The 7689-nt window shown below is 71.7% G+C and carries 8 protein-coding genes; 5 read left to right on the top strand and 3 right to left on the bottom strand.

The genetic code is table 11. From position 1 onward, the window contains the following. Positions 1-48 precede the first annotated feature (48 nt). The gene (locus ADL01_RS40360; RefSeq protein ID WP_053747081.1) at positions 49-720 is read left to right on the top strand and encodes a GntR family transcriptional regulator; all 672 of its coding nucleotides are present in this window, start codon (positions 49-51) and stop codon (positions 718-720) included. Positions 721-737: 17 nt separating this feature from the next. Here ADL01_RS40360 and ADL01_RS40365 read toward each other — a convergent pair whose 3' ends face one another. Further along, positions 738-2114, bottom strand: coding sequence for a lanthionine synthetase LanC family protein (locus ADL01_RS40365; protein ID WP_053747082.1), 1377 nt, complete (start codon positions 2112-2114; stop codon positions 738-740). 120 nt (positions 2115-2234) lie between these two features. On the opposite strand from ADL01_RS40365, the gene ADL01_RS40370 reads away from it, so the two are divergent. Beyond that, positions 2235-2759, top strand: coding sequence for a MarR family winged helix-turn-helix transcriptional regulator (locus ADL01_RS40370; RefSeq protein ID WP_053747083.1), 525 nt, complete (start codon positions 2235-2237; stop codon positions 2757-2759). A gap of 227 nt (positions 2760-2986) precedes the next feature. After that, positions 2987-3517, top strand: a complete 531-nt coding sequence (locus tag ADL01_RS40375) for a MarR family winged helix-turn-helix transcriptional regulator (RefSeq protein ID WP_234354971.1) — start codon at positions 2987-2989, stop codon at positions 3515-3517. 89 nt (positions 3518-3606) lie between these two features. On the opposite strand, the gene ADL01_RS40380 is transcribed toward ADL01_RS40375, so the two are convergent. Continuing rightward, on the bottom strand, positions 3607-4260 hold the full coding sequence (locus ADL01_RS40380) for a TetR/AcrR family transcriptional regulator (RefSeq protein WP_234354972.1): 654 nt from the start codon (positions 4258-4260) through the stop codon (positions 3607-3609). A 76-nt stretch (positions 4261-4336) separates the two neighbouring features. Further along, the gene (locus tag ADL01_RS40385; protein ID WP_199835156.1) at positions 4337-4489 is read right to left on the bottom strand and encodes a carboxymuconolactone decarboxylase family protein; all 153 of its coding nucleotides are present in this window, start codon (positions 4487-4489) and stop codon (positions 4337-4339) included. Between the two features lie 294 nt (positions 4490-4783). Here ADL01_RS40385 and lanKC point away from each other — a divergent pair, with 294 nt between their 5' ends. Further along, positions 4784-7456: a class III lanthionine synthetase LanKC gene (gene lanKC, locus ADL01_RS40390; RefSeq protein ID WP_053747086.1), complete on the top strand. Its 2673-nt coding sequence runs from the start codon at positions 4784-4786 to the stop codon at positions 7454-7456. 6 nt (positions 7457-7462) lie between these two features. Beyond that, entirely contained in the window at positions 7463-7591 is a 129-nt protein-coding gene (locus tag ADL01_RS47095; protein WP_005478547.1) for a SapB/AmfS family lanthipeptide, read from the top strand. The last annotated feature ends 98 nt before the right edge of the window (positions 7592-7689 follow it).

Raw genomic sequence — 7689 nt, forward strand, 5'->3', positions numbered from 1 at the left:
CAGCCCCACGAGGCTTACCAGATCCACCAGATCCACCAGGAGAATCCCATGGCCGCTCAGCGCACCGGCCCCGCCCTGCCCAGCATCGGCGGGCCGCGGCCCAGTTACCGGGCGAGCGTCGCCGACGCGCTGCGGGCCGCGCTCGTCGCCGGTGAGCTGCGGCCCGGCGAGGTCTACTCGGCGCCCTCGCTCGCCGCCCGCTTCGGCGTCTCGGCGACCCCGGTACGCGAGGCCATGCTCGACCTGGTGAAGGAGGGCATGATCGATCCCGTGCCCAACAAGGGTTTCCGGGTCACCACGGTCTCCGAGCGACAGCTCGACGAGTACACCCACATCCGGTCACTGATCGAGATCCCGACCACCGTCGGCCTCGCCGCGACCGCCGACCCGGCCGCCCTTGAGGCGCTGCGCACGCACGCGGAGGAAAGCGTGGCGGCGGCGGACAGCGGCGATCTCATCGCCCACGTCGAGGCCGACCGCCGCTTCCACCTCGGTCTGCTCGCCCTGGCCGGCAACGAGCATCTGGTCGAGGTCGTCGGCGACCTGCGCAAACGGTCCCGGCTGTACGGGCTGACCGCACTGGCCGAGCGCGGCCTGCTGAAGTCGACCGCCGAGGAGCACCTGGAGATCCTCGACGCGCTCCTCGCCCGGGACGCGGAGCGCGTACGGACCGTGCTGACCGGGCATCTGGGCCATGTGCGGGGCGACTGGGCCCACTGAAGCCCGTCGTCGCCCGCTCAGGAGAGGGCCGCAGCGCCCGTCGTACGCAGCCGGTCCGGCACCGCCCACCACTGGTCGGGCCGGTCCACCACCGCCGCCTCCGGGCCGGTCTCGACGAACCGGGCGAGCCGCAGGAGGAACGCCGCGATGCCCGCCGCGCCCTGCATCCACATGGTGCCCGGCGGCAGCAGCGGCGACTCCTGGCGGTACTCGACGAAGCGCCAGCGGGCGCCCGCCCCGTCCCTGACCGCCCGTTCCACCAGCGCGTCGCCCATCGTGCTGGCCGCCCGCACGAGCGTCGCCGCGGTGTCCGCGTCCGCGCAGTCCTGTGCCGCGTCCAGGAGTACGTCGCCCACGCCCGCCGTGCCGCAGCAGCGGCCGTCGTTGTCCCAGAACCCGGGGCGCAGGCGCTGCGGGAGCCCCGAGGTGAGGATCGACGTCAGGCAGCGCTGCCGCAGCTCGCCGACGCCGTGACCCGACACCTCCGTCACGCCCGCGTGGGCCAGCGCCGAGAACAGGTGCGAGGTGCCCGCGGGACCGTGACACCACGTGTACGTCACCGGCTCCACCTCGCGCCTCGACGGCGGGATCGTGTGCGGGACGATGAAGCCGCCGTCGTCCAGCGAACCCACCGACAGCACGTGCCGGGCCCCCTGGACCGCGGCGTCGACGAAGTCCTCCCTGCCGAGTGCCGCCCCCGCCACGGCCAGCGCCGAGGCCACTCCGGCGGTGCCGTGGGAGTAGTTCGGCGACCGGGACTCCGTGGTCGCCCCGATGCCCCAGTCCAGGCCCGCCGCCGTACGGTCCGCCACCCGCAGCAGCGCCTCGCAGCCCGTCGTGGCGATCGGCTCCGCGAACTCGCCGCCCGCCCAGACGGCGGTCAGCACCACGCCCGCGGTGCCCATGATGATGTCGTTGAGGGGCGCGTCCGACCTGGGCTCGAACCCGAGGGTGGTCGGCCAGCCGTCGGGTGTCGCCAGCTCGGCGAGCCGTCGCAGCGCGACCGACTCCGTGTCCGGGGCGAGCAGGCGCAGCGCCGTCACGAAGCCGGCCAGGCCGTCGTACAACGACGGTTCCGTCTGGACCTTCGCCTCCGCCGACAGCCTGGTCACGATCCCGGCCGTCAACGACCGCTCCCGGTCGGCCGGTTCGCGGTACCGGGCGATCTCGGCCAGCACGGGGGCCAGGCCCGCGATGCCCGCGTACAGACAGTCGCGGTCCTTGCCGGGTACGGCGTCCGCGCTGTCCTGGGCCACGTCCGAGGGGACCGTCTCGGGCAGCCACGGGCCGTCGTCGTCACGGACCTGGTCCAGCACCCACGACCAGGCGGCCTCGCCCAGTTCCCGGTACTCGTCGTAGGAATTCCTCGCGTCGCCCGCATCGTTCGTCGGCACCTGGTCACGCTACAACCGGTTTGATCGCCGCCGGTAGGGCAGCCGCCGCCTCGGTCATGGGCGGGGAGGACCGTTCCCTCGCGGGCGGGAGCGGCTGCTTCGGCACGGTAGAAAGGACCCATGGCGGAGCGAAAGACCCCGATGGGGGACATGGACGACGTTGACGCGGTGACCCGTGCGGTGCTGACCGCGTCGCGGCTGCTGGTGGCGGTCTCCGCCCGCTCCCTCGCCGAGGTCGAGGAACGCGTGACGCTCCCGCAGTTCCGGATGCTGGTCGTCCTGTCCACGCGCGGCGACACCAAGCTGGTCACGCTCGCCGATCTGCTCCAGGTCGCCCCGTCCACCGCGATGCGTATGGTCGACCGGCTGATCGCGGCAGGCCTCGCGGAACGCCGGCTCAACCCCGCCAACCGCCGTGAGACACAGCTCGGCCTCACCGAGGAGGGGCGTCGTACGGTCGAGGACGTCATGGCCCGGCGGCGGGCCGAGGTCGCGGGGATCGTGGCACGCCTGGCCCCGGCGCGGCGGGCCGCACTCGTCGACGCGCTCACGGCGTTCAGCGAGGCGGGCGGCGAGCCCCCGGCCCCGACGGCGGACGAGACGGGGCCCAACCCCCTCGGCTGGGCGGACACCGTGCTCGTGTGACGCCGCCGTTCACGGCGGACGTGATCCCCGTTTCCGGCCTTTTCAGCCAGGACGGGCATGGGGCCTGGGGGCCTTCTGGTGTGAGCAGTCGTACGCCAGTAGGTACGGGAGTTGGGAGAGATGAGATGCAATAATTGCTCAGGGCAAATTTTGCACTCTGCTAAATATGCCCCCGCCTTCCCGGGGGGCGGTGCGCCTTGCGGCCCGGCACACGGGATGATCGGTGGATGCGAGCTGCACAGGACGAGAGCCGAGGTGGTGACGTGGCCGAAGGGGCGGAGTTCTCGTCGCCTCAGGAGGCCGCGAACGACGCGTTGGTGCTGGCGTTCGGACGGTTGCAGGGCGCGGCGAACCGGCTCGAGTACATCCTCGGCCGGTCGCTGGAGCGGGAGTGCGGCATCAGCCACCTCATGTACGAGGTGCTGCTCATCCTGGGACGGGCGGGCGGACCCGGGCTGTCCATGCGGGCCGTCGCCCAGGCGCAGGTGCTGACCACGGGCGGTGTGACACGGCTGGTGGACCGGATGGCGGCGGCCGGGCTGGTCGAGCGGGCCGACGACCCGGACGACCGGCGTGGCCGCCTGGTACGGCTGACGCGGCTGGGGGAGGAGACCGTCGTACGCGCGTCCGGGGTGCACGTGGAGAACATCCGCCGCTATTTCGTGGCGCCGCTGCCGCCCGAGGACGTGGAACGGTTCGCCGACGACCTGCGCATCCTCAGCCAATCCGCGCGGGACGAACTGCCCCGCCTGCCCTGACGCACGGGGCTGTCAGCGTCGCGCGCGTCCCGCCCGACTCGCGCGCCCAACCCGTCTGGCGACCCTTCCCCGACAACGCCGTTGACCGGTCACCGGTTTCCGTCGCGCAGGACAGCGTCGACGACGCGATCGACGAGGGACGTGAGTTCGTCCTGGTCGCGCTGTCCGAAGGCTGTAGTCCACAGCGCGAACCGGCCGAAGAGCGCGGACCACAGCAGTAAGGCGGCTGATTCCACGCCGTCCGGCCAGCGCAGTCCCTCGCCCTCGCAGGCGTGGACGGCGTCCACCCACTGCTGCCACAGAAGACGAGCGGGGTGCTCCTGACCGGGCTCACCGAAGCTCGACGCATCGTGGCCGAACATCATGCGGATGACTCCGCGCTCAGCGACAGCGAAGGCGCAGAAGGCGTTCGCCTGGGCGCGGAGTCGTTCGCTGGCATCGGCGCCGCGGCCCGCTGCCCGGGCGTCGGCCTCGCGCATCTCCGCGACAACCCGTTGGTATCCGTCCTCGGCAACCGCTCGGGCGAGTTGTTCCTTGTCCGCGAAGTGCAGATACATGCTCTGGGCCGCGATGCCGACCTCCCGCGCGACTTCCCGAAGGGACACCGGGAGGGCGTTGTCGGTCAGTTTCTCGTCGAGAAGGCGTGCGACGGCGGCCAGGATTTCCGCGCGGAGCCGGTCCCCGTGGCCGCGAGGGTTACGTCTGCGGGCAGTGTCGGTGCTGGTCGCGGAGTCCTGGTTCATGTGTCTCATTCTGCGGGAGCGAAGCCTTGCGGGAGCGCGCGGTCGTCGCCGTGGCGCCCGCCGCGAGGCGCCGCGGTTACGCCTCCTCGATCGCGCGGGCCACGCTGGCCATGGCCTGGCCGGCGGCAGTGAGCCCGACGTAGGGGACGGTCTGGAGCACAGCCTCGAGGATCTCCTGCGGGGTCAGACCGTTGCTGAGGCCTCCGAGGACGTGATTTCCGACGATCACGCCGACGAGCCGCCTCGGCCGCCCAGGATTACCACGGGGTCACCTTACGTTTGTAACCTTACATATGTAAGGCATGTATTCCCTGGGGAGCGCATGGCTTGGTGACAACCGCGCATGTGGCAGTCCGTCAACTGTGGCTCGGCCGGCCATGTGAAGTGCACAGTCCGACTGTGCGCATCACACGCCCACCGATGACAGACGAACGATGTCCGCGCCACCGCGCTCTGCGATGGTGAGAAGGAAGTGCCATGAAAACCGCTGGGGGAGGGCGACCCGGCAGCACTGGAGGCTCCCGTGGACAAGCGGTACGAGGTCTACTGCCTCACCCACCCGCACTTCTACGACGCCCCGTCCTCGCACGGTGGAACACACGGCCGATTCCGTCAGGCAGACGCCCCGCTCCAGGAGGCATGGAAGCGCGCGAAGGTCGGCGAGTGGCTGGCCTTCCGCCCCCTCGACGTACGGCTCCCGCAGCAGGGCTGGAAGATCCATGTGTCGGCCTGCCTGGACAACGCCCAGTCGATCCTGGACGAGGTGTGGGAGTACTGCGTGCCCCGCCGTATCGCGTTCAAGTTCCTCCCCGGGCTGGAGACCCTGTTCCTCGCCAACGCCAAGTACGCGCACAGGGGTTCCAGCGGCAAGTTCGTCACCGTCTACCCGAGCGACGAGGTCGCGTGCGAGCGGATCCTCACCGAACTGGGCGACATCCTCGACGGCTTCCCCGGGCCGTACATCCTCAGCGATCTGCGCTGGGGGGACGGCCCGCTCCACGTCCGGTACGGCGCCTTCGCCGACCGGTACTGCGTGTCGGCCGACGGTGAGGTGGAGCAGGCGGTGGCGGACCCCTCGGGGCGTCTGGTCCCCGATGTGCGCGGGCCCACCTTCCGGACACCGGAGTGGGTGGACCTGCCCGGCTTCCTCGAACCCCACCTCGCCGCGAGCCGCCGGACCACGGTCGCCGATCTGCCCTACCGGATCGACAAGGCACTGCACTTCTCCAACGGCGGTGGGCTGTACGCCGGAACGGACAGGCGCACCCAGGAGCGGGTCGTGCTCAAGGAGGCCCGGCCCTACGCGGGGCTCACCCCGGACGGCGCGGACGCCGTCACCCGGCTGGAGCGCGAGCGGGAGGCCCTGGCACGGCTGCGCGGGCTCGATTGCGTCCCCGCGCTCCGCGACCACTTCGACCTGGGCGGTCACCGCTTCGTCGTCGAGGACTTCATCGAGGGGAAACCCCTGCACCAACTGCTCGTCGAGCGCAGTCCGCTCGCCGAACTGGACCCGGACCCGACCTCCTTCGCCGACTACACCACCTGGGCCCTGGGGGTGCTCCGGAGAGTGCGGGAGGCCGTCGCGGCGGTCCATGAACGGGACATCGTCATCGGTGACGTGCACACCTTCAACGTGATGGTCCGGCCCGACGACACGGTGGTCCTGATCGACTTCGAGGGTGCGTCGGACGTGGCGCACGCCCGCCACCAGGTCCTCGCGGCCCCCGGCTTCCACGCCCCGAGCACCACCACCGGTTTCGACATCGACCGATACGCGCTGGCCTGCCTGGAGATCTCTCTGTTCCTGCCGCTGACCGGTCTGATCGAGCTGGACCGCGGCAAGGCGGGCCAGTTGGCCAGGGAGGCAGCCCGACTGTTCCCGGTCCCCGACGGCCTCCTCGACGAGGCCGTACGCACGATCACCGGGGACGGCGGGTTCACCGGGAGCGGCGGGTTCACCGGGGATGGTGGGATCACCGGGGATGACGGGGCCGTCGCCGACAAGGACGACGAACCCCGTCTCGAACCCGACCACGCCGGCTGGCTGCGCGCCCGCGAGTCGATCACATCCGCGATCCTCGCCTCCGCCACCCCCGAGCGCGACGACCGGCTGTTCCCCGGCGACATCGAGCAGTTCACCGCGCCCGGCGGGGGCCTGGGCCTCGCCCACGGCGCTGCCGGGGTGCTGTACGCGCTGGACGTGACGGGCGCCGGACGACACCCCGACCACGAGGACTGGCTCATCCGGCACGCGCTGCACCCGCCGCCCGGCGTCCGCCTCGGCCTCTACGACGGCCTGCACGGCACCGCGTTCGTCCTCGACCACCTCGGCCACCACGAGGAGGCCGTCAAGCTCCTCGACATGTGCCTCGGCGAGCACTGGGAGAACCTGGCCCTCGACCTCAAGGGCGGGCTGTCCGGCATCGGGCTCGCTCTGCTGCACTTCGCGGCCACCACCGGCGACGCCACCGTCCGTGACGCCGCCCGCCGCGTGGCGACGACCGTCGCCGACCGGCTGGGCCCCGTCGACGCCGTACCGGAGATCAGCGGCGGCACCCACCCGAGAGCGGGGCTGATGTACGGCTCGTCCGGTCCGGCGCTGCTGTTCCTGCGCCTCCACGAGTACGACGGCGACCCGGCGCACCTCGACCTCGCCGCGACCGCTCTGCGCCAGGACCTGCGCCGCTGCGTGGTCCGCGCGGAGGGCTCGATGGAGGTGAACGAGGGGTTCCGCACGATGCCCTACCTCGCGGACGGCAGTGTGGGCATCGGCATGGTCATCGACGACTACCTGACTCTCCGCGCGGACGAGGAGTTCGCGACCGCCGCCGAGGCGATCCGCGAGGCATCCCGGGCGTCGTTCTACGTCGAACCCGGACTCTTCGACGGTGTCGCCGGGATGATCCTCCACCGCGGCCGCGCCCACCCGCCCGGCACGGCCGCCGCCCGCGATCCCGTGGTCGCGGCCCACATCCGGCGGCTGGCCCGCCACGCCTGCGTTCTCGACGGCCGGCTGGCCTTCCCCGGCGAGCAGTTGATGCGACTGTCCATGGATCTGGCCACCGGCGGCGCGGGCGTCGTGCTCGCCCTCGGCGCCGCCTGCCACGCCGCGCCCACCGGACTGCCCTTCCTCACACCGGGCCGCCGCTCCCCTCTCGACATTCCCGTCCCGCCGCACATGAGCGAAAGGAGGTGAACACATATGTCGCTCCTCGAACTGCAAGGTCTGACCATCGAGTCGGAGACCGGCCTGAAGCCGCCGCCTGGCAGCAGGGCAAGCAAGGGTTGCTTCCTCGGAGGAGGAAGCCTCTTCAGCCTCCTGTTCTGCTAGCGGCCAGGGCTCCTGGCACAACGGCGGGGGCCCCTCCGGGGCCCCCCCCCCCCCCTCCCCCCCCCCCCGGGAGCAAAGAGGGCCCCCCCGGGACCGCC

Source organism: Streptomyces sp. NRRL WC-3618 (genome assembly GCF_001280005.1).
Taxonomy (GTDB): domain Bacteria; phylum Actinomycetota; class Actinomycetes; order Streptomycetales; family Streptomycetaceae; genus Streptomyces.